Source organism: Photobacterium pectinilyticum (assembly GCF_024357955.1).
Taxonomy (GTDB): Bacteria; Pseudomonadota; Gammaproteobacteria; order Enterobacterales; family Vibrionaceae; genus Photobacterium; species Photobacterium pectinilyticum.
Map to the genome: position 1 here is coordinate 56531 of NZ_JANEYT010000016.1, position 21085 is coordinate 77615.

The 21085-nt window shown below is 48.2% G+C and carries 19 protein-coding genes; 6 read left to right on the top strand and 13 right to left on the bottom strand.

Annotation, left to right across the window (positions count from 1 at the left end):
- The first annotated feature begins 127 nt into the window (after positions 1-127).
- On the top strand, positions 128-2239 hold the full coding sequence (locus tag NHN17_RS09250; RefSeq protein ID WP_255042062.1) for a methyl-accepting chemotaxis protein: 2112 nt from the start codon (positions 128-130) through the stop codon (positions 2237-2239).
- Positions 2240-2374: 135 nt separating this feature from the next.
- On the opposite strand, the gene NHN17_RS09255 is transcribed toward NHN17_RS09250, so the two are convergent.
- On the bottom strand, positions 2375-3508 hold the full coding sequence (locus NHN17_RS09255) for a ribosomal protein uL16 3-hydroxylase (RefSeq protein WP_255042063.1): 1134 nt from the start codon (positions 3506-3508) through the stop codon (positions 2375-2377).
- Between the two features lie 225 nt (positions 3509-3733).
- Here NHN17_RS09255 and NHN17_RS09260 point away from each other — a divergent pair, with 225 nt between their 5' ends.
- Positions 3734-4072, top strand: a complete 339-nt coding sequence (locus NHN17_RS09260) for a zinc ribbon domain-containing protein YjdM (RefSeq protein WP_255042064.1) — start codon at positions 3734-3736, stop codon at positions 4070-4072.
- A 113-nt stretch (positions 4073-4185) separates the two neighbouring features.
- On the opposite strand, the gene purB is transcribed toward NHN17_RS09260, so the two are convergent.
- The 4 genes from purB to NHN17_RS09280 all read right to left on the bottom strand — a co-directional run bounded on the left by purB (position 4186) and on the right by NHN17_RS09280 (position 8309).
- The gene (purB, locus tag NHN17_RS09265) at positions 4186-5556 is read right to left on the bottom strand and encodes an adenylosuccinate lyase (protein ID WP_255042065.1); all 1371 of its coding nucleotides are present in this window, start codon (positions 5554-5556) and stop codon (positions 4186-4188) included.
- A gap of 108 nt (positions 5557-5664) precedes the next feature.
- Positions 5665-6282: a high frequency lysogenization protein HflD gene (gene hflD, locus NHN17_RS09270; RefSeq protein ID WP_255042066.1), complete on the bottom strand. Its 618-nt coding sequence runs from the start codon at positions 6280-6282 to the stop codon at positions 5665-5667.
- Between the two features lie 14 nt (positions 6283-6296).
- On the bottom strand, positions 6297-7412 hold the full coding sequence (gene mnmA / locus NHN17_RS09275; protein ID WP_255042067.1) for a tRNA 2-thiouridine(34) synthase MnmA: 1116 nt from the start codon (positions 7410-7412) through the stop codon (positions 6297-6299).
- Positions 7413-7667: 255 nt separating this feature from the next.
- Positions 7668-8309, bottom strand: a complete 642-nt coding sequence (locus NHN17_RS09280; protein ID WP_255042068.1) for a pseudouridine synthase — start codon at positions 8307-8309, stop codon at positions 7668-7670.
- Between the two features lie 142 nt (positions 8310-8451).
- On the opposite strand from NHN17_RS09280, the gene icd reads away from it, so the two are divergent.
- Positions 8452-9705 (top strand): NADP-dependent isocitrate dehydrogenase, encoded by a 1254-nt coding sequence (icd, locus tag NHN17_RS09285; protein ID WP_255042069.1) that lies wholly within the window; start codon positions 8452-8454, stop codon positions 9703-9705.
- 285 nt (positions 9706-9990) lie between these two features.
- Here the strand turns inward: icd and cspD are convergent, their stop codons facing one another.
- On the bottom strand, positions 9991-10212 hold the full coding sequence (gene cspD, locus NHN17_RS09290) for a cold shock domain-containing protein CspD (RefSeq protein WP_255042070.1): 222 nt from the start codon (positions 10210-10212) through the stop codon (positions 9991-9993).
- A gap of 462 nt (positions 10213-10674) precedes the next feature.
- Between cspD and clpS the strand changes: the two genes are divergently transcribed.
- Positions 10675-10995, top strand: coding sequence for an ATP-dependent Clp protease adapter ClpS (gene clpS / locus NHN17_RS09295; protein ID WP_255042071.1), 321 nt, complete (start codon positions 10675-10677; stop codon positions 10993-10995).
- A 48-nt stretch (positions 10996-11043) separates the two neighbouring features.
- On the top strand, positions 11044-13308 hold the full coding sequence (gene clpA / locus NHN17_RS09300) for an ATP-dependent Clp protease ATP-binding subunit ClpA (protein WP_255042072.1): 2265 nt from the start codon (positions 11044-11046) through the stop codon (positions 13306-13308).
- A gap of 87 nt (positions 13309-13395) precedes the next feature.
- Here the strand turns inward: clpA and speB are convergent, their stop codons facing one another.
- The 6 genes from speB to aat form a co-directional block, all read right to left on the bottom strand.
- The gene (speB, locus tag NHN17_RS09305) at positions 13396-14310 is read right to left on the bottom strand and encodes an agmatinase (protein ID WP_255042073.1); all 915 of its coding nucleotides are present in this window, start codon (positions 14308-14310) and stop codon (positions 13396-13398) included.
- Between the two features lie 76 nt (positions 14311-14386).
- Positions 14387-16309, bottom strand: coding sequence for a biosynthetic arginine decarboxylase (speA, locus tag NHN17_RS09310; protein ID WP_255042074.1), 1923 nt, complete (start codon positions 16307-16309; stop codon positions 14387-14389).
- A gap of 166 nt (positions 16310-16475) precedes the next feature.
- On the bottom strand, positions 16476-16727 hold the full coding sequence (locus NHN17_RS09315) for a hypothetical protein (RefSeq protein ID WP_255042076.1): 252 nt from the start codon (positions 16725-16727) through the stop codon (positions 16476-16478).
- A 284-nt stretch (positions 16728-17011) separates the two neighbouring features.
- A complete protein-coding gene (infA, locus tag NHN17_RS09320) occupies positions 17012-17230 on the bottom strand; it encodes a translation initiation factor IF-1 (RefSeq protein WP_005298441.1) in 219 nt (72 codons plus the stop codon).
- Between the two features lie 175 nt (positions 17231-17405).
- Positions 17406-18110 carry an arginyltransferase gene (locus NHN17_RS09325; protein ID WP_255042103.1) on the bottom strand — a complete coding sequence of 235 codons (705 nt, stop codon included), beginning with the start codon at positions 18108-18110 and terminating at the stop codon, positions 17406-17408.
- A 5-nt stretch (positions 18111-18115) separates the two neighbouring features.
- The gene (gene aat / locus NHN17_RS09330; RefSeq protein WP_255042085.1) at positions 18116-18829 is read right to left on the bottom strand and encodes a leucyl/phenylalanyl-tRNA--protein transferase; all 714 of its coding nucleotides are present in this window, start codon (positions 18827-18829) and stop codon (positions 18116-18118) included.
- 89 nt (positions 18830-18918) lie between these two features.
- Here aat and NHN17_RS09335 point away from each other — a divergent pair, with 89 nt between their 5' ends.
- The gene (locus NHN17_RS09335) at positions 18919-19380 is read left to right on the top strand and encodes an outer membrane lipoprotein (RefSeq protein WP_255042105.1); all 462 of its coding nucleotides are present in this window, start codon (positions 18919-18921) and stop codon (positions 19378-19380) included.
- Positions 19381-19458: 78 nt separating this feature from the next.
- On the opposite strand, the gene pyk is transcribed toward NHN17_RS09335, so the two are convergent.
- Positions 19459-20904, bottom strand: a complete 1446-nt coding sequence (gene pyk, locus NHN17_RS09340; protein WP_255042086.1) for a pyruvate kinase — start codon at positions 20902-20904, stop codon at positions 19459-19461.
- Positions 20905-21085 lie beyond the last annotated feature (181 nt).

The window sequence follows — 21085 nt, forward strand, 5'->3', positions numbered from 1 at the left end:
AAACTGTTAAATCATTGATGTTATTATAAGTAAAATGTAATAATGAGTTATCTCCAATCATTTTTTCCATTGATGGTAATAAAGTTGCTTGGGGATAGTGAAATAGCAGTAGAACAAGGATTGTTGTATGCGGTCATTATCCGTTAAATGGAAAATAGCCCTGATGGCCGGGCTAGGGTTACTGGCAACAGTAACGGTATTAACAGGCCTCTCTTTTTATTTTGCCTCCCAGAACCAGCAGCTCGTCAGCCAGCAGGTGTTTTCTACCCTCAGGACAAAATCACAACTTGTGGTGCAGGCTCAAGCTGAAAAGCAAAGCACCACGGTTCAGCAGTATCTTGATGAAGCCGCATACCGCGCCGAGATGCTGGCGCAAAGTGTACTGTTTCTAAAACTCAATGCTGAAGAAAACTACACTAACAGCTCTGAGTTGCGTGGTTCAATAAGTGAACTTCTTCGTCGAACCGTCAATGAGTTCGATAATATTCATGGCGCATTTGTGGTGTTCAATCCCGATGCACTCGACGATGAAGACCGCAACTATGTGAATGCCGAATACGTTGGTGCCAATGAGCAGGGACGTTTTTCACCGTACTGGGCTAAGTCACCATTAGGCGAAGCCGAGCAATTTATATTCTCTGAACAGCAATTGTTTTCTAGCCAAGCTGTTTGGTCGCAATGCCTCGAGAGCTCCACTGGACTGTGTGTATCCAACCCCCAGTTGGCAATATTTGGCCAGCAAGCGCCAGTGGTGAGTACGATAACTGTTCCATTAGATGTGAATGGTGAAGTTGTTGGTGTGATGGGGATTGATATCCGACTAGCACCGTTACAACCCTTGGTGCAAGCCGTTGATCAAGCTTTGTTTGACGGTATCGGTCATGTCAGCCTGATCAGCCAGGACAATACTATTGTCGCTTGGGATCAGGGCCAAAGTCGAATAGGTTTCAAGGTTAATCAATCCGACGGGTTGCCTGGTGAATTGACACAGTGGTTGCAGAGCAGTAAAGAGCAAATACTTTGGACTGCCGATCAGCAGTGGCTGTATGCCTACACGCCGGTAAGGTTGGGGCAGATTAGCTGGGGGATAGTTATCCAGTTACCTGTTGAACGGGTGCTGGCCGAAGCTATCCTATTGGACTCGGATATTTCACAGCAGCGTGAGCAGTCGACATGGGTACAGCTGGTGACTAGTTTGGTGGTTGCTATTGCTGGTTTACTGTTAGTGGTATTTGGGGCTTCTCGTTTGGTCGCGCCCATTCGCCATGTCGCTGAGCGACTTGAAGATATAGCGACTGGGGAAGGGGATCTGACTCAGCGTCTACATGTCGAACAGAATGACGAGGTTGGCCAGCTTGCACTGTGGTTCAACCGCTTCCTGGATAAACTTCAGGCGACAATCGGCGATGTTGTTGTTGCCGTTAATGATGTTGGTACCACGTCAAAAGAAGCGGCACAGGTGGCTAACCACACTCGAGATGGTAGCCAAGCTCAGTTCCGTGAAGTGGATATGGTGGCAACAGCCTCAGAGGAAATGGCCCAGACCGCTGAACAGGTGGTGGGGTATACCGAAACGGCAGTGGTTGCGGCTGGGCAGGCTGAAAGCGCAGTACGCGATGGCCATCAGGTGATCAAGCAATCTGCCACCTCGATGGATAACTTGGTGGTTAGAATGGAAAATGCCGTCCCTGTAGCCAAGGAACTGGAAACTAACAGCGAAGACATTAACCAGATCCTCCAGGTTATAGAGGGGATATCTGAACAGACCAATTTACTGGCATTGAACGCGGCGATTGAAGCTGCCCGTGCCGGAGAACAAGGTCGTGGTTTTGCGGTTGTCGCCGATGAAGTGCGACAGTTAGCCAGTCGTACCCATGATTCGGTCGGACAGATCCGCACTGTTATTGAAATACTGCAGCAGGGAACGCGCGATGTGGTTGCAGCGATTGAAGAAGGTAATCAACTGGCTGGGGAGACATCCTCTCAAGTGGGGCAAGCCGTTGTGAGTCTGGGGCAGATCACCGAGGCGGTGATCTCTATCCAGTCGATGAACGAACAGATCATGCACGCTGCTCAAGAACAACAGTCGGTTTCTGCCGAGGTTAATCGCAACGTCTCGAATATACGCGGCTTAAGTGAAAGTATTCTTGATGAGGCTGAAAAGTCGGCAGGGATAGGCGAACGGTTGGCTGAGCTGTCCCAGCACCAACAAGCTCTAGCTAGTCAGTTTAAGGTCTAATACCAACCTACATAAATACTTGCTCAACGACTTAGCCAGATTGGTATAATTAAGCACTTGATGTCAGCCGTGCGCGCTTAGACAAATAAAAACACCGGATAATCACCCGGTGTTTTTATTTCAAAAGGTTAGATCTTACTCATTTGGGTACCAGTAACCATGATTAACCAGCTGTGTCAGCAAGGCGACAAAAGCGGGGTGATCAATGAGCTTGCCCAGCACGTCTTGGCTGATATCTTCAGCATCACACAGATAGCTAGCGGCAGTGCCACATTCTTCTGGTAGTTCGTAGGTTTCACCGTTGATATACAGCTGGTGGGGCTTTTCTGGATAGTAGAAGGCACGAAGACCTCCCAGCCGCTTGAGGGTTTCACCATTTTCGAGGAACTGGTAGATCTCGGCCTGTTGCCATGGTGGCTCGGCGGCAATCACATCTAATTCGTGTCGGCTTTGGCTCAAGTGTTCACCCATCCACTTTTTCATCATGTCTGGGTGATCCAGCAGGCTACGCATCATGGCTTCCATATCGGCAAACTCGCTGGACAAAATAGCCCCGGGTGTCTTGCGAGCTGGTAGTTCTGGGTTGTGGTAGTGGACATCACCCACCTCGTTAGCAATCACAAAGTCAGCAAAGCTGCTGAGCAATTCCTGTTTCTTCGGCGAGCGGAAGCCAATAGAGAAGCTCATCGAGGTATCGATAGCGTAGCCGTCATGCGGGAACCCGGGTGGAATGTAAAGAATATCACCCGGCTCAAGGATATCGTCAATGATAGGATCGAAGCTTTTGATCTGGCGAAGTGCCGGATGACCAAATTCCTCTTCATAATCGTCTTTTTTCGGGCCGACCCGCCAGTGGCGTTTCCCCGATCCTTGAACGATAAAGACATCATATTGGTCGATGTGAGCGCCAACACCGCCACCTGAAGTTGAGTAACTGATCATCAAGTCATCGAACAGCCAATTGGGCATTTGACGAAATGGTGTGATTAGACGAGCGGCACCTTCGTGCCAATGGTTAGCCGCTTGGACGATGAATGACCAGTTATCTTCCGGTACGTTATCGAAGGAAAGAGGGCCGTGTTTTACATCCCACTTGTCGCCATGCTTGGCGACATAGCGGGAGTCTACTTCTTCTTCCATAGCAAGGCCTGCCAGCTCATCTGGGCTGATAGGGTCGATAAAATCTTTGAAGCCACCTTTGATGATGGTTGGTTTCTTTTGCCAGAACTCTGCAAGAAACTCTTCGAAAGAGAAGGTGAGTTGATACATATGGTTGCTTTTATAGGCTGACTATTGTGTTGGGATTATACTCATAATTATGTCTTGGCTTCGGCTTATTTGCGAGCCGGAACTGATACCGGTGACCCTTGTTACTGAATGGACCGTCTTAAAGCTGCTCTCGCGATCTCACCCAAAAACAGAAAAAATGTGCTCGCGTAAAACGGAGAGAGTCATTACCATGTACGGCGGACTCATTGATAATAGTAGTAATTTATGTCTCTTCCTCCTTGCCCTATGTGCAATTCTGAATACGTCTACCCCGATCAAAATCACCTTATTTGTCCCGAGTGTTCACACGAATGGAACCCGTCGGAAGCTTCTAGTGAAGAGGACACATTGACCGTAAAAGATGCCAACGGCACGTTGCTGGAAGAAGGGGATAAAGTCACGCTAGCCAAAGATCTCAAAGTCAAAGGCAGCTCGATGGTGATGAAGATTGGTACTAAGGCCGTTATTCGTCGGATCGTCGAAGGCAAGGATCACCAACTGGATTGCAAGGTCGACGGTGCTGGCGAAATGATGGTAACGGCGAAGTTCGTGAAAAAAGCTTGAATAGATAACTAATACCAGCCTACATAAATACTTGATCAACTACTTATCCAGATTGGTATAACAAAAAGGCCAGCAAATGCTGGCCTTGTATTAAGCGGTAAATAACGTTGCGATTAAAGCTGGTCAGTTAGTTTAACTGCGTCACCGATGTAGTTCGCTGGCGTCATTTCTTTCAGGCGTGCTTTCTCGTGCTCTGGTAGTTCCAGACCGTCGATGAAGCTGCGCATGCCTTCGCCGTCAACACGCTTGCCGCGAGTTAGCTCTTTTAGCTTCTCGTAAGGTTTTTCGATACCGTAGCGACGCATTACTGTTTGTACAGGCTCAGCCAGTACTTCCCAGTTTCGGTCTAGTTCAGCTTCTAGTGCAGCTTGGTTAACTTCTAGTTTGCTGATACCTTTTAGCGTTGATGTGTATGCAATGATTGCATAACCACAACCTACACCCAAGTTACGTAGAACAGTCGAGTCAGTCAGGTCACGCTGCCAGCGAGAAACAGGTAGTTTCTGTGCTAGGTGGCTGAAGATAGCGTTCGCTAGGCCAAGGTTACCTTCTGAGTTTTCGAAGTCGATTGGGTTAACTTTATGCGGCATTGTAGAAGAGCCGATCTCGCCCGCAATAGTCTTCTGCTTGAAGTGGCCTAGTGCGATGTAGCCCCAAACGTCACGATCGAAGTCCAGTAGGATAGTGTTGAAGCGAGCGATAGCATCGAATAGTTCTGCGATGTAATCGTGCGGCTCAATCTGAGTTGTGTACGGGTTCCACGTTACGCCAAGAGATTCAGTGATGAACTCTTCGCTGAACTGGTGCCAGTCAACTTCAGGGTAAGCAGAGATGTGGGCGTTGTAGTTACCTACAGCACCGTTGATTTTCGCTAGAATTTCAACGTTAGCAATCTGCTTGTATTGGCGTTCCATACGGTATGCAACGTTAGCCATTTCTTTACCCATTGTTGATGGAGAAGCTGGCTGGCCGTGGGTACGAGAAAGAAGTGGTACTTCACGGTATTCGTTGGCAAGGCCTTTGATCGCATCGATAACGTTGCGAATTTCAGGCAGGATAACTTGCTCGCGCGCTTCGTGTAGCATAAGGGCGTGAGACGTGTTGTTGATATCTTCAGAGGTACATGCAAAGTGAATGAATTCATTCACTGCGTGTAGCTCTGGTACTTCAGCGACTTTTTCTTTCAGGAAGTATTCAACAGCTTTTACATCGTGGTTAGTTGTGCGCTCAATGGTCTTGATACGCATAGCGTCTTCTTCGCTGAACTCAGCAGCAACGCGATCTAGGAACGCATTGGCTTCAGCACTAAACGCAGGTACTTCCACGATAGCATCAGTAGCGGCAAGTTTCTGTAACCAGCGGATCTCAACGATTGTGCGGTACTTTAGCAGACCATATTCACTGAAAATGCTGCGAAGTGAAATCGTTTTACTTCCGTAACGGCCATCTACTGGGGAAACAGCAGTCAATGCTGACAGTTCCATGTTGCTCTCTCCTGAATCAATTAAGATTTAAACAAGTGTAACTTCCGCCCTTGCTAAGACATAGCAAGGGGATGAAAAAGTGCCAGCAACGCTGGCACTAAATATTTATTAGCAGCGGGCGAGTAGGATTTTTGCCTGCTCGACCATCTGTTTGCGTCCGAAGATCAAATGGCGGCGTTTGCCGCCTACTTGGCGCCATAGTACCGCGGAGCGAATCGCGGCGAGGAGTAGGGCACGCACCTTGTGCTGCACACTCTGTTGCTGAAGCTGGGCGGGTGTGCCTGTTACTTGGATTCGAGGGCCTAGCGGGCTAATGATATCCAAGTAAATGCTTGCCAAATTACTGATCATTTGGTCTTCCAGCAATTCGAAATGATCCGTCTGGCGTTGAGCCGTACTGATACGATCACCCAGTTGCGCCATGCTGTCTCGGCGGCTGTCCAGCTTACGCTCCAGCGCCATAACACTGACTAAGTAGCGAGTCATTTCATTACCCGAAGGCGTGTTATCAATCTCGGCTGCCAACGCTTCTAGACCGACTTTCAAATTGGCTTCGTTGCCAAAGATCTCAATGGTGTTCGACGGGTTGGTTGCCATGATACTTCTTAGGCTGGCTTCCAGTACGTCATGGTCACAATGGCCGTCTCGGGCAATTTTTTGAACCAGTTTTACTGCCTGGCAAATACCGGCAAAAGCAATGGTACGGTCATATACAGTGTGTGCCACGTGCCTCAACTCCCTTAGATACGCTTCTCAATAATACCGCCGCCTAGACAGATTTCACCGCTATAGAATACGGCAGACTGTCCTGGCGTTACCGCAATTTGCGGCTCGTCGAAGATGACCTTGATAGTTTCATCATCAACGGGGATGACAGTACAAGGGATATCTTGCTGACGGTAGCGTGTTTTAACCGTGCACTTGAACGGTTCGCGAATAGGCTGGCGGTCAACCCAATGTAGCTGAGCGGCAACCAAGCCGTCTGACTTCAAGCGAGGGTGATCTTTACCTTGCCCAACAATCAGAACGTTACGTTCTACATCTTTGTCGACAACGAACCATGGCTCTTCATTACCACCGCCACCTTTTTGGCCGCCGATCAATAGACCTTTACGCTGGCCTAGGGTGTGGTACATCAGACCCTGGTGTTCGCCAATCACTTTGCCTTCGTCGGCTGTTTCAATATTACCTGGCTGTGCAGGTAGGTATTTGCTCAAAAAGTCCGTGAACTTACGTTCACCAATAAAACAGATACCTGTTGAATCTTTTTTCTTTGCGGTGATCAGATCCTGCTCTTCTGCAATGCGGCGAACTTCTGGTTTTTCCAGTTCACCGACAGGGAATAGGCTGCGGCTAATTTGCTCGTGGCTCAAGGTGTACAGGAAGTAGCTCTGATCTTTGTTATTGTCGACACCGCGTAGCATTTTTGGCAGTTCACCTTCAGCGGTTGGGAAGCTGCGACGAGTATAGTGACCCATAGCAATGTAATCGGCTTCCAGCACTTCGTCAGCGAAGTCCAAAAATGCTTTGAATTTAATTTCTTTGTTACAAAGAATGTCTGGGTTTGGTGTACGGCCTGCTTTGTACTCTGCTAGGAAGTACTCGAAGACATTGTCCCAGTACTCGGCCGCAAAGTTGATGGTGTGCAGGTGGATACCCAGTTTGTCACATACAGCTTGTGCGTCAGCGAGATCTTCGGCTGCAGAGCAGTACTCATCGTTGTCGTCTTCTTCCCAGTTTTTCATAAACAGGCCTTCAACTTGGTAACCCTGTTGAAGAAGAAGGTACGCGGATACCGAGGAATCTACACCGCCGGACATGCCGACAATGACTTTTTTCTGGCTGTTATCTGACATTTTACTCTTCAGTCGTTAATAAAAGTTAAGGTCGCGATTCTAACAGAAAGCTACAGGCCGAAACAGACCGAGAGCGGAATCACACTTTAATAATTTTATCGACTTCATTTCTTTATTTGCGCAAACGTTTGCTTGTGGTGGCAATGATAGATGAGGGCGAGACAAAAGTGTAGTGTTTTTAATGTTAAATTCGTAAAAATGCAGCGTCAAAATGTGAAGTGTTTACCAGCAGCGAGATACTGCCAGTAAACCGGATCAAGAGGTGCTTATTTGGACTTCTTTCCACTCGCCCGGGGCGAGGTCGTTGACTGTCCAATCTGCCATCTGATAACGAATAAGGCGCAGGGTCGGATAGCCCAGATGGGCGGTCATTCTACGTACTTGCCGATTACGACCTTCTTTGAGGGTAATCGCTAACCAAGTGGTCGGTATGTTTTTGCGTTCGCGGATTGGCGGAACACGCTCCCAAACCTCGGGACTGTCGATGACTTCGACGCCAGCCGGTAGAGTCGGGCCATCTTTTAAGGTAACACCCCGGCGCAGCTGTTCGAGTTCTTCCTCGCTAGGGGCTCCTTCAACCTGAACCCAGTAGGTTTTTGGTTGCTTGGATTTAGGTTGGGTCAACTGCGCTTGCAACACGCCGTCGTTAGTCAGCACTAACAACCCTTCACTGTCTTTATCCAGTCTACCTGCGGGATAGACGTCTTTGACCGGAACAAAATCCGACAGAGTTTTATCTCCAGGCTCACCGGTAAACTGGGTGAGAACGTTAAAAGGTTTGTTAAATAAAATGATCTTTGTGGGACCGCGTGGACGTCTTGGTTTATTGCGCATTCTTGATGCTCTGCGCTCATTATTGGTACGCTTGGGTTGACGTGAAGAGGTATTTGGCTTCATAAATAGCGAGTTGTACAAGGGAAAAGAAAATTGACATGCCTATTATACTCGAAAAATTCCATGAGTGGCGTATTGATAAAAATTCGAGTATGATTTGCGCGCATCTTACAAAAAGATAACAAATGGACGCTAGGAGATTTAAATGGATAGTAAAGTAGTTGTACCAGCTGAAGGTCAGAAAATCACTCTGGATTCTGAAGGTAAACTGGTCGTTCCTAACAACCCTGTCATTCCTTACATTGAAGGTGACGGTATTGGGGTTGATGTAAGCCCTGCTATGATTAAAGTCGTTGATGCCGCTATCGATAAAGCGTACGGCGGTGACCGCAAGATTGCCTGGATGGAAATCTACACCGGTGAAAAATCAACGCAAGTATACGGTGAAGATGCTTGGTTACCGCAAGAAACCCTTGATTATATCCGCGACTACAAAGTTGCAATCAAAGGCCCGTTGACAACCCCTGTTGGTGGCGGTATCCGTTCACTTAACGTTGCGCTTCGTCAAGAGCTAGACCTGTACATCTGTGCTCGTCCAGTGCGCTATTTCGAGGGTGTACCAAGCCCACTCAAGCAGCCTGAACTGACAGACATGGTTATTTACCGTGAAAACTCAGAAGATATCTACGCAGGTGTTGAGTTCCAGGCGGGTACTGCAGAAGCTGATAAAGTCATCAAGTTCTTGCAAGATGAAATGGGCGCCACGAAAATCCGTTTCCCACAGCAATGTGGTGTCGGTATTAAGCCTGTATCTGAAGAAGGTACTAAGCGACTTGTTCGTGCTGCCATCCAGTACACTATCGACAACGACCGTGACTCGCTAACGTTGGTCCACAAAGGTAACATCATGAAGTTCACCGAAGGTGCCTTCAAAGATTGGGGTTACGAAGTGGCAGCGAAGGAATACGGTGCTGAGCTGCTAGACGGTGGCCCATGGATGACACTGAAAAACCCGAATACGGGTAAAGAAATCATCATTAAAGACAGCATTGCTGATGCATTCCTACAGCAAATCCTGCTACGCCCTGCAGAGTATGATGTGATTGCGACAATGAACCTGAACGGTGACTATGTGTCTGATGCACTAGCTGCACAGGTTGGTGGTATTGGTATTGCACCAGGTGCAAACATCGGTGATGGTGTGGCGCTGTTTGAAGCAACACACGGTACGGCACCTAAGTATGCAGGCCAAGACAAAGTGAACCCTGGCTCATTGATCCTATCGGCTGAGATGATGCTTCGCCACTTAGGCTGGACTGAAGCGGCAGATTTGATCATCAGCTCGATGGAAGCGGCAATCAGCAACAAGACTGTGACTTATGATTTTGAGCGCCAAATGGAAGGTGCAACACTGCGTAAGTGTTCCGAGTTTGCTGATGATATGATTGAGCAGATGTAATTCTGTGTCATTAATGCGATAAAGTAAGAAAAAGCTCAGCCAAGTGCTGGGCTTTTTTGTGCCTGTTTAATGCTAGAAAGTGAGACGACAAGAACACTTTGTAGTGGTTATGTTAAAATGGCCTGTTGGTTTTTAATGGTGGATTATGCATAAATTATGCAGTTTGATTTGAGGGGGAAGAGGGATATTTGCAAGGCTAATATCGCGTTTTACAGTGAAAAGGCAGAAGGTAATAAAAGACGAGCAGCTGCTCGCCTTCAGAAAGAATCGTAAAGATGAAAGTGACTATTTAACAGCTTCACCTTCAAAAGGAACGATTTCCTTGGCATGGAACCCTTTTGGACCAGTTTCAACTGTATAGTTGACCTGCTGGCCTGCTTTTAGTGTACGGTAACCATCCATCTGAATAGTTGAATAATGGGCGAAAATATCGCCTTCGCCTGTCTCAGGGCAGATAAAACCAAATCCCTTAGCGTTATTAAACCATTTAACTGTACCTGTTGCCATGCTTACTTCCTTCTGTGCATTCAAGTTCCATTTTGCATTAGTCTGCTAACTCCTTTTTATCACGACTTGCATACTAATGCTAATTTGATGCAGTTGATATCTACTACAAGTTACACTTTAGTAAAAGAAAGTGGGCAGTCAAGCTAGTTGCATAACATTTTGTTAAAATATGATGCTACATTAAGTTTTTGGCGTTTTACTGTATTTTCTTGCTTTTCTGGTGCGGATCTTATGCAACTTGTAGCTTTGTGGCTGTATCTCCCAGTTTGACTCAAAACGACGGCTATTAGCTCGGATTGTCGGCTTAGTCATAGTCATCTCTGATTTGCTGGAATACAATGTGTGCATTAGTCTGAATATAGAGGTAGGGAAAAGTTAGTCGAGTAAACCATGAAAACACTATTGAGTAGTAACTCATTGTTTCTTGGTAGACTATTCCTACTGTATTGGTAAGTTAAGTTTATGAGTAAGTTATACGAGTGGATAATTCCTGACTCTGATGTATTGGAGGAAGAGGAAGTCCAGGCCAAACCACCATCGATGTATAAAGTAATTTTAAATAATGATGATTACACACCGATGGATTTTGTGATAGAAGTGTTACAGAAGTTCTTCTCCATGGATCTGGAGAAATCAACACAGTTGATGCTAACTGTACATTACGAGGGGAAAGCGGTGTGTGGAACCTTCACCGCCGAGGTTGCCGAAACGAAGGTGGCCCAGGTGATGATGTATGCGAGGGAGCATGAACATCCGCTACTGTGTACGAAGGAAAAGGCTTAGTCTTTTTCCGGCACGCCATCATCGAGTGGTATTTAGGGGAGGTGCCTTATGCTAAACAAAGAACTTGAAGCGAGCTTGAATGCTGCTTTTGCGCGAGCTAGAGAGAAACGTCATGAGTTTATGACGGTTGAACATCTGCTGTTGGCATTATTGGAAAATCCAGCAGCCCAAGAGGCCTTGCTGGCCTGCCGAGCTAATTTGGATACGCTGCGCAAAGAGCTTGATTCGTTTATTGAACAAACGACGCCATTGATCCCAGTGGATGATGAAAGCAGGGAAACTCAGCCTACACTCAGCTTCCAGCGTGTATTACAGCGCGCAGTATTTCACGTTCAATCTTCTGGTCGCAGCGAAGTGACTGGTGCAAACGTACTGGTCGCTATTTTCAGCGAGCAGGAATCACATGCGGCTTACTTGCTCAAGAAGAGTGATATTAGCCGTCTGGATGTCGTTAATTTTATTTCACATGGCACTGTTAAAGACAGTGACAACGACGATATCAATGGTCCAGAAGTCGGGGGTGAAGAAACTCGCGCAGAGCAGGGCTCTGAAGATAAACTCGAGAATTTTGCCACTAACCTTAACCAACTTGCCCGTGCTGGTGGGGTTGACCCACTAATTGGCCGTGATACTGAGCTTGAGCGAACGGTACAGGTGTTGTGCCGCCGCCGTAAGAATAATCCATTATTGGTCGGTGAAGCCGGTGTAGGTAAGACCGCGATTGCTGAAGGTCTGGCATGGCGTATTGTTGAAGGCCAAGTACCTGATGTCATCAAAGATTGTGTGATTTATTCTCTGGATATCGGTTCACTATTGGCCGGTACCAAGTACCGTGGTGATTTCGAGAAGCGTTTCAAAGCAATCCTGAAGCAGCTTGAGAAGGAAGATCAGGCTATTCTGTTCATTGATGAGATCCACACCATTATTGGTGCGGGTGCGGCATCCGGTGGCCAGGTCGATGCGGCTAACTTGATTAAGCCTTTGTTGAGCAACGGTAAGTTGCGTTGCATGGGTTCAACGACGTATCAGGAATACAGTAACATTTTCGAGAAAGAGCGTGCCTTGTCACGTCGCTTCCAGAAAATTGATATTATCGAGCCATCGCTCGACGATACTACCAAGATCTTGATGGGCTTGAAGCCGAAGTATGAAGCACACCATGAAGTGCGTTTCACCAACAAAGCTATCCGTGCGGCTGTCGAGTTGTCGGCTAAGTATATCAATGAGCGTCACCTGCCAGATAAAGCTATTGACGTGATCGATGAAGCGGGTGCCCGCTGCCGTTTGGCACCGGCCAGCCGTCGTAAGAAAACCGTTAATGTCAGCGATATCGAGGCGATGATTGCCAAGATGGCACGTATCCCTGAAAAGTCGGTTTCTTCCAGTGATCGTGATGTGCTGCAGAAGTTGGATAACAAGCTCAAGATGCTGGTGTTCGGTCAGGATCCGGCGATCGATGTCCTTACCGAGGCCATTAAGCTAAGCCGTGCAGGGCTGGGTGCCGAGAATAAACCTGTGGGTTCATTCCTGTTTGCCGGTCCAACGGGCGTAGGTAAGACAGAGGTGACGGTACAGCTAGCTCGTACGCTGGGTATTGAACTGCTTCGCTTTGATATGTCCGAGTACATGGAGCGTCATACGGTGAGCCGTTTGATTGGTGCGCCTCCGGGCTATGTGGGCTACGATCAGGGCGGTTTGTTAACTGATGCCGTGATCAAAAATCCACATTCGGTTGTACTTCTGGATGAGATCGAGAAAGCCCACCCGGATGTCTTTAACTTGCTACTCCAGGTGATGGATAACGGTACGCTAACGGATAATAACGGTCGCAAGGCGGATTTCCGCAATGTGATTTTGGTGATGACTACCAATGCCGGTGTTACCGAGACGGTCCGCAAGTCAATTGGTTTGATCCAGCAGGATCACAGCCTTGATGCTATGGGCGAAATCAAACGCGTCTTCACACCTGAATTCCGTAACCGCCTAGATGGCATTATTTGGTTTAACCACCTTGAGAAAGATGTGATTTCTCTGGTGGTCGATAAATTCATTGTCGAACTGCAGGCCCAGTTGGATGCCCGCGGTGTATCGATGGAAGTGTCCTCGAAAGCCCGTGAGTGGTTGGCCAATAAAGGGTATGACAAGGCAATGGGCGCGCGCCCAATGGCCCGCGTGATTCAGGATAACCTGAAGAAGCCAATGGCAAACGAGTTGTTATTTGGTAGCTTGGTCAATGGTGGTTCGGTGCGCGTCAATATCGTTAACGATGAATTGGACTTCCAGTTCAGTAGCGATCTCGAACCTGCCCACTAAATCACAGCATATTTTGCTCTGATATAAAATAACCGCCTGCTGGCGGTTATTTTTTTATTTGACCTCAGGAAGAGTTGGTCTTAGGTACTATTTTCCACTCGCGTACAAATGCAACAAATCCGTTGCAATGGTCGCTGCGGCCAATGCCGTCATATCAGCATGATCGTAGGCAGGTGCAACTTCAACGACGTCCATACCGACCAGATTTATACCCTGCAAACTGCGGATGATTTTCAGTGCCTTATCTGATGTCAGCCCGCCACAGACTGGGGTACCCGTGCCTGGGGCAAAGGCAGGATCTAAGCAGTCGATATCGAAGGTGAGGTAAACCGGCATGTCACCCACGGTCAGTTTGATTTTTTCGACAATCTGCTCGACCGACCAGTCGTTGGCCGTGCCGGCATCCAATACACTGAAACCAAGTTTGTTGTTGTAATCGGTACGGATCCCAATCTGAACAGAGTGCTCTGGGTCAATCAAGCCTTCGTTTGGTGCATGGTAGAACATGGTACCATGGTCAAATTGGCTGCCCATATCATAGGTATCGGTATGGGCATCAAAATGGATCAGGGCCATCTTGCCGAATTTCTTGCCGTGGGCGCGCAATAGCGGCAAGGTGACAAAATGATCGCCGCCGAATGTCAGTAGCGTTTTGCCTGCTTCAAGCAGTGACGTCGCATGGTGCTCAAGGCGCTCGCACATCTGGGCTGCATCTCCGCAGTCAAACACCAAATCGCCACAATCAGCAATACTGAGTTTGTTTTTTAGCTCGAATGTCCATGGCCAGCGTTTTCCTTCCCAGGCAAGATGAGTGGATACTTGGCGAATGGCACTAGGTCCCATGCGACTGCCTGAGCGCCCTGTGGTCGCCATATCGAACGGGACACCAGTAATGATGACATCGGCATCGGTCGCGAGTGGGTTGAATTCTAGCGGCTGGCGCAGAAAGCCGAAAGCATTCGCCGTTAGCGAATAATCAGGATGAGTGGCAAGCGTGGCCATAGTTGGCTCCTAGAGTCGGTAAACGGCCACCCGTGGGCTGGTGGCCAGTTATGTTTATAATCTGCTGGTTAACGTATTAACGCTGGCTTTGGACATCTTCCAGGTAGGTGTAGCCGTTTAGCCCTTCTTCAAGTTCGGCCAAAATAGTGCGATGCTCGCTTTCAGGCAGATGTTGTTTGACCATCTGCTCGTATTGTGCCAAGAAGTTGGCAGAGTCGAGATGGACACTGCGTAGGACATCTTTAACGCTGTCGCCATGATCAATTCGCTCAATCTCATAACCGCCTTCTTGTTGGGCGCGGACTATCGCCGTATCGGTATCACCAAACAGGTTATGCAAATCTCCCAAAATCTCCTGATAAGCGCCGACGAGGAAGAACCCCATACGATATGGCGATTCATCGCTCCAAGCTGGCACCGCCAACGTTTTTTCGATCCCCTGTCCTTCGACGTATTGCTCAATAGCACCGTCGGAGTCGCAGGTGATGTCCAAGATCACCGCGCGGCGTTCAGGCTCCTTGTCGAGATTGCTCAGCGGCAGGATAGGGAAAATTTGGTCAATCCCCCATGCATCAGGCAATGACTGGAACAGCGAAAAGTTGACAAAAAATTTGTCAGCAAGGCGCTCATGCAGTTCATCCAGCAGCGGGCGGTGGGCCCGGTTTTTTGCTGACAGCATTTTTTCCAGCTCGTAGCATAGCCGCAGGCTAATTTGCTCCGCCCAAGCTCGCTCGGTAAAGCTGAGTATGCCTAGGGCAAACTGAGTATGTACTTCCGCCAAATCGCTCTGGTTGTCATGGTAAATCTCAATCAGAGAGCGGGCATCGGTAAGAGTCATTAGCTCCCGCCAAGAGTGCCACATATTGTGTAGGATCTGCGGTGCTGCAGCCTCTGGCGGATTGACCTGCTCTTGTTTATACCTTTCTACCCCGATGACGTCAGTGATCAGTACCGCATGGTGAGCGGTTAGATTACGGCCGGACTCCGAGATAATTCTCGGCATAGGGATACTGTACTCTTTACAGATATCGCCCAGGGTGTAGACAATATTGTTAGCATACTCGCGTAGGCTGTAGTTCATCGAACAGCTGCTCTGGCTGCGGGTACCTTCATAGTCGATAGCCAGACCACCGCCCACATCGACAGTGGTGATCCCTGCACCGAGTTTTTTCAGCTCGGCATAGACGCGTCCCGCTTCACCTACAGCACTTCGCACATCACGAATGTTGGCGATTTGTGAGCCGAGGTGGAAGTGCAACAGCTGCAAACAATCGAGCATATCGTTATCACGTAACTGATTGACTACCGATAGTACTTGTGAGGCTGACAGCCCGAACTTGGATTTCTCACCGCCACTGGCTTGCCACTTACCTTTGCCCTGAGAAGCAAGGCGAGCACGCAGACCGAGGCGTGGCCTGACACCAAGCTCAATCGCTTCTTGCATCACGGTTTTAAGCTCGGACAGCTTTTCCAGCACGATATAAACGTCATGGCCGAGTTTTTCGCCGATAAGCGCTAAGCGGATATACTCTCTGTCTTTGTAACCGTTGCAAACAATCACTGAGCTGGCTTGTTGGGCCATGGCAAGTACTGCCATTAGCTCTGGCTTACTACCGGCTTCCAAACCTAGCTGACGCTGCTGCTTGGCATATTGGCTAGCCAGGATCTCACTGACAACGGCTTCTTGCTGGTTAACCTTGATTGGGTAGACCGCCAAATACTCGCCTTGGTATTGGTAGTGGTCGATCGCCTGGTTGAATACCGTACAAAGGGTATCGACCCGGTGGTGGAGAATATCGGGAAATCGCACCAGCACCGGCAAAGACGCGCCCTTGGCAATTAACTGATCAGCCAACAGGGAAAGGGCTATCGTATTGAATGGGTTTTGGCTATCGGGTCTGACAACCACCTCACCCTGAGGGTTGATGTCAAAGTAGCCTTGTCCCCAGTAAGGGATGTTGTAAACGTCACGCGCATTTTGGATAGGCCAATCACTCATTAATTTGTCCTCGAACAGTGATTGGGCACAGACAGTTTTTTGATAGCTGTGGCAAGGCCCAGCCTCAGGACTGTATGCACCAGGTTAGTTAAAACTCATCAGGCAGATGTGCGAAGTGCAGGAAATGCTATGGGCCTCAGCAACATCATCGGTGAACTAAGTTGGTCTAAACGCAGCTAGATAGCGTCTTTTGCGTTCGCCTTTGTGACATACGCTTTTTACGACGGCCAAGGTGTGGCGGTGTGTTAAGCGGTCGGTCTTTGGGGTGAATGGTGGCTGCGATGTCACAAACGTCCACTAGGCTTAGTTGCACCAGTGCATCATGCATTGCGATAGGTTTCATTGTCATTCCTAAACGGCCGTGCTGCTGACAGATTTCACGGTATGACAGAGTAAGGTGAGGGCGGTTCCCTCGCATACACCTCGTTCGCTTATGGCCTTTGGGTGCAGGGGGATTAGACAACTGAATGCGGAACGAGGCAAATAAAATAATTTTGCGGCATCGATGAGGATTATTTATCGAATCTGTATGGTAATACCAATCTGGATAAGTCGTTGATCAAATATTTATGTAGGTTGGTATAAACCTTGTTTTCAAATTTACTGCTAGCGAGTGGACGGAAGCTGGTTTGCGAGAGCCTAGAAAAATAAAACCCGGCAATAGGCCGGGTTTTATTTGTATTCTGTAATCTTATTTTAAGATTAACGGGCGCGGAAGACGATGCGGCCTTTGGTTAGGTCGTATGGAGTCAATTCCACAGTTACCTTGTCACCAGTAAGAATACGGATGTAGTTTTTACGCATTTTGCCAGAAATGTGAGCGGTAACAACGTGACCGTTCTCAAGCTCTACGCGGAACATGGTGTTAGGTAGTGTATCAAGTACAGTACCTTGCATTTCAATTACGTCTTCTTTTGCCATTGAATCCTCTTAGGCTACCAGCCATTCATCTGATCGGGCTGGATAATGCCTTGAAACTGTTTGAGTGTAAAGTTTAGGCCGCAATTTTACATCTGCGGGTGTACTTTGTCAGCTACTCTAACGCATTAATACGTATTTTATCGTATTTAGCTCAGGTAGCGGTGAAAAATGCAGCTTAGTTTTCATCAAAATGTTGCCATCCCTCAGCAGTCAGCTTTTCGTATGGCTTGAAACGAGTTTTATAGTTCATGGCTTTGCACTGATCGATCTGGTACCCGGGGTAAAGCCAGCGACGACCAGAGCGTTGGCAATACTGGATTTGATACAGGACACAAAGCGTGCCAAGCGACCACGTGCTATCAGGGTCAAAAAAGCTGTACACAGCGCTCATGGCATCGTCGAACACATCGGTGACCGCAATGGCTATCAGCTTTTCTTCCTCATAAACATGGAGGAATAAGGTATCCATCCAGGGGGCAGTACAAAATTCAAAAAATTGCGCTTTATTGGGTGGGTACATACTGCCATCGGCATGACGCTCGGTAATATAGCGTTCGTACAGCGGGTACCAGCCTGGATCCAGCTCAGTCTTGAATTCCCATTGTAGTTTAGTCATTTGGTTGAGTTGACGTTTTTGGCTTTTCGATGGGCGAAAAGCGGCACAATCTACTCGCAGCGGTACGCAGGCGCTACACAGTTGGCACATTGGCTTATAGACAGCACTGCCGCTGCGGCGGTAGCCTGAGGCCAGCAAAAGGGCATAGCCTGGCGGTGACAGCCAGTGTTGATCCATCACCACGCCTAGTTGCTCATCTTGGCCGGGAAGGTAGCTGCACTGCGATTCCGGCGTCAAACCAATGCGTAGAGGGAGCTTGTTAATACTGGTCATGACGGTGAGTAGATTAACTCCTGACGTTGGTAACAGGTTTCATTGAGTATGGCATCTCTTTGCTGGTGGAGAAAATGGGTGAACAGGTTTCGCTCCATTTCGGCGGCTCCCAGCGAGGCAAGGTGGTCATTCATTATTTGGCAATCAATCAGTTGGCCACCATGGGCATTGAAGTGTTCGCAAAACAGCCATAGCGCGATTTTGGACGCATTGTCGGCCAGGGAAAACATGGATTCGCCGCAGAACATGCCGCCGATACTGATACCATATAGCCCACCAACAAGTTGACCTTGCTGCCACACTTCTACGGAGTGACAATACCCAAGATCGTGCAGATGCTGATAAGCTTGGATCATTTCGGCGGTGATCCAAGTTTCCTCTGCTTTGCGGGTGCTGGCACAGAGTTCGATAATATCGTGACAGGCGTGGTTCAATGTGACTTGGTAGCCAGATTTTCGGTAGTATTTCCGTAAGCTCTTACTCGGCTGGAATTGATCTGGCAGGAATACGGCCCTAGGAGCCGGACTCCACCATAGTAAGGGCTCACCTTCGGAAAACCATGGGAAAATCCCTTGGCGGTAAGCGCTGACAAGGCGTTCAGGACGCAGATCACCGCCAAAGGCAAGCAGACCATTGGGGTCTGCCAGTGCCGTTTCTGGGGCGGGAAAATCAGTATTGACCGGATCAAGCTCCGGAAGATAAATTGCCATAATTACACTAAATGTAGCTGATATATCTCTAAGTACTTTATCGTTACTTGGGGATAGAGCTGATGGTTGCCGGGAAAGAGGATTATATGATGAGAAAATGGTTAGTGTTATTGTTAATTTTACCTTTGGCACTTTCTGCGGCGCCGTACAACAGAAATCAGGCGAGAACGGTTAACAAAGTGGTCTTTGGTGATGTCGACAGCGTTCGCTATATAACTCACCAAGATGTGATTGAATCTCAGCGTAATGGTTGGGAAACCCTGCTGGGAGGGGTTATTGGCGGCTTGATCGGCAATCAGTTTGGAGACGGGACGGGGCGAGAAGTTGCGACTGCGGTTGGTGTTGTGGCGGGGGCGGGTATTGCTCATCAGCGCCAGACAACTCAGCAGGTAGTCCAGTACCGGTTCGTTGAGTTACTGATTAAAGCAGATGACGGAACCTTGATTGATGTTATTCAAGATGTCGATAGCACTATGCTATTCCAGCCAAAGGATAAAGTGAGGATCCTCTACTTCGCTAACGGGGTGAGGGTTGATAAAACCTATCCGTAAGTGTGGATATCATTGATAAAGGTATAGAAAAAAGCGTGATGGCGAACACCGTCACGCTTTATGTATTCAGGCTGTAGATTACTCTACGCTTAGGATTCGCATGTTGTTGGTGCTGCCTACCGTGTCCATGACATCACCCTGAGTGACGATGACCAAGTCACCAGTAGAAAGAAAACCCTTTTCTTTCAGGGTTTCAATAGCGTGCTTCGCGGCGTCCAGGCCAGCATCGCTATCGCGGTTGAAGTAAACTGGCGTAACTCCGCGAAATAACGCAGCACGATTTAGGGTGCTCTCGTTGCGTGACATGGCAAAGATAGGTTTGCCAGACGAAATACGAGACATCATCAGTGGCGTACGGCCAGACTCGGTCATCGCGATCATCGCTTTTACGCCTTCCATGTGGTTTGCTGCATACATGGTAGACATTGCAATGGTTTCTTCAGGTGACTCGAAAGTACGCGCCAAGCGGTGGTTAGACACGTTGATGCTCGGCTCTTTTTCTGCACCCAGACAAACATTAGCCATCGCAGTAACCGTTTCTACTGGGAAGCTACCTGCAGCTGTTTCAGCAGAAAGCATTACAGCGTCAGTACCATCAAGCACAGCATTTGCCACGTCCATGACTTCTGCACGTGTCGGCATAGGGCTGGTGATCATGGTTTCCATCATCTGGGTTGCCGTGATCACGGTACGGTTTAGGCTACGAGCACGACGGATAAGCTTTTTCTGAACGCCGACTAGCTCTGGATCACCGATTTCAACACCTAGGTCACCACGGGCAACCATAACGGCATCTGAAGCCATAATGATATCGTCCATGGCTTCTGTCGTTGCTACCGCCTCAGCTCGCTCGACTTTAGAGACTAGCTTAGCCTCTAACCCTGCATCCATTGCCAGACGACGAGCATATTTCATGTCTTCGCCGTTACGTGGGAAAGAAACAGCAAGGTAATCCACGCCCATTTGAGCAGCGGTAATGATGTCGGCTTTGTCTTTGTCTGTTAGTGCTTCAGCAGAAAGGCCACCGCCTTTCTTGTTGATACCTTTGTTGTTTGACAGTGGGCCAGCAACAGTGACTTCGGTGTGAACCTTGTTGCCATTAACAGCCGTGACTTTGAGTTGAACACGACCATCGTCCAGCAGTAGGACATCACCAGTCTCAACGTCTTTTGGTAGTTCTTTGTAGTCAAGACCGACAGCATGTTGATCACCTTCACCTTTTGCTAGATCGCTGTCTAGGGTGAATTTGTCGCCGATCGCTAGTTGAATCTTGCCATCTTTGAAAGTCGATACACGGATTTTCGGGCCTTGGAGGTCACCTAGGATTGCAACATGCTTGCCTAGTTTAGCGGCGATTTCACGTACAGCCTTGGTGCGCTGGATGTGATCCTCTGGGCTGCCGTGAGAGAAATTCATTCGTACAACATTTGCACCAGCAGCAATAATCTTTTCTAGATTGTTGTCGCGATCGGTTGCAGGACCCAAAGTAGTAACGATTTTAGTACGTCTTAGCCTTTCAGACATCGGAAACTCCATCTGTATCATTGTTTGCCAATGAAACGATTGCTTGTAGAAATCTGCTTCACTGAATTGTGTGAAATATTACTACACATAGAGGGAGAAAGACGCTGCTCTTTATCAACAAACTGTAAGGAAAAAACATATTGTAGGACAAGTTTTGCGTATTTCTTCATCATGGTGTAGA